The 1395-nt window shown below is 44.9% G+C and carries 1 protein-coding gene and 1 pseudogene; one reads left to right on the top strand and one right to left on the bottom strand.

Annotated elements, in window-relative coordinates; all coding sequences use genetic code 11:
• Positions 1–884 (top strand): annotated as a pseudogene (locus BBROOKSOX_RS11040) (Ig-like domain-containing protein); the annotation flags it as partial.
• Positions 885–954: 70 nt separating this feature from the next.
• On the opposite strand, the gene BBROOKSOX_RS11035 reads toward BBROOKSOX_RS11040, so the two are convergent.
• On the bottom strand, positions 955–1104 hold the full coding sequence (locus tag BBROOKSOX_RS11035) for a hypothetical protein (protein WP_180324026.1): 150 nt from the start codon (positions 1102–1104) through the stop codon (positions 955–957).
• Positions 1105–1395: the final 291 nt, after the last annotated feature.

The raw sequence follows: 1395 nt of genomic DNA, 5'->3' as shown, positions 1-1395 counted from the left end.
ATGCCTTTGCTGCTGTTAAAGCTGATGGCTCAATCACGGCGTGGGGTGCCTCAAATGCTGGAGGCACAGGTGCACCCCCTGGTAGTGGCTATACTAAGATTTATTCAACTGGGCATGCCTTTGCTGCTGTTAAAGCTGATGGCTCAATCACGGCGTGGGGTGATTCAAATTCTGGAGGCACAGGTGCACCCTCTGGTAGTGGCTATAGCAAGATTTATTCAACTGATGGCGCCTTTGCTGCCCTTAAAGCTGATGGCTCAATCACGGCGTGGGGTGATTCAAATTCTGGAGGCACAGGTGCACCCTCTGGTAGTGGCTATAGCAAGATTTATTCAACTTATGGCGCTTTTGCCGCTGTTAAAGCCGATGGCTCAATCACGGCGTGGGGCACTCCACATGCTGGAGGCACAGGTGCGCCTTCTGGTAGTGGCTATACTAAGATTTATTCAACTGATGGTACCTTTGCCGCCCTTAAAACCAATGGCTCAATCACGGCGTGGGGTAATTCAGATACTGGAGGCACAGGTGCACCCTCTGGTAGTGGCTATACCAAAATTTATTCAACTAGGGGCGCCTTTGCCGCCGTTAAAGCTAATGGAACAATCACGGCGTGGGGTAGTTCGTATGCTGGAGGCACAGGTGCGCCTTCTGGTAGTGGCTATACCAAAATTTATTCAACTGGGGGCGCCTTTGCCGCCTTTAAAACCAATGGCTCAATCACGGCGTGGGGTGACTCAGGTTCTGGAGGTACAGGTGCACCCTCTGGTAGTGGCTATACCAAGATTTATTCAACTGGATACGCCTTTGCTGCCGTTAAAGTTGATGGTTCAATCACGGCGTGGGGTGATCCGAATAGTGGAGGACTTACCCCTACATCCGATTAAATATAAGCTAGTATCAACTTAAAGTTTTTTAAAATTAACTGATTAAAATACTTAAGAGTAACAAAAAATCCTATAGGTTGTGCTCACCAGAGCGTCCGCCTGCAACGGCTGTGCTGATTGAGACAACAAGGGTTGTGCTTAATAGTAGAATGCGGGCAAAATTTGGGCTAAGAGATATTGGGTTTATGATTTTAAACCCAGAAAAATAATTTGACTGCATTACAACGGTTATATATAAGTTTTTTAAGTTTTTTACTTATAATTGTTAATGAATTCGTCATTAGGGCGCCAAAAAACTCAAACCAAAACCAACATTATTTAGCAATCTAAACTCCGTAAAAACCCCACTACAAAAGAATTTACGCTAAAATACCCCTATAAATAAGGGTAGCACCCCCTCGTATCATAACAATCGTGTCAATCATCAACACCAAAAACCGTTTTTGATTACACTATCCAATGGCGATTGGATAAGGAGATAGTGACACAGTGCATCCCAATAAGTTTTTAA

Source organism: bacterium endosymbiont of Bathymodiolus sp. 5 South, assembly GCF_900128535.1.
GTDB lineage: Bacteria > Pseudomonadota > Gammaproteobacteria > PS1 > Pseudothioglobaceae > Thiodubiliella.
The sequence above is the reverse complement of the archived record's forward strand: the minus strand, read 5'-3'. Positions and strand labels throughout refer to the sequence as shown.

Bases quoted from the DNA above. Each gene is read 5' to 3' on its own strand.
- BBROOKSOX_RS11035 (WP_180324026.1), bottom strand. From the start codon at position 1,104: ATGCAGTCAAATTATTTTTCTGGGTTTAAAATCATAAACCCAATATCT.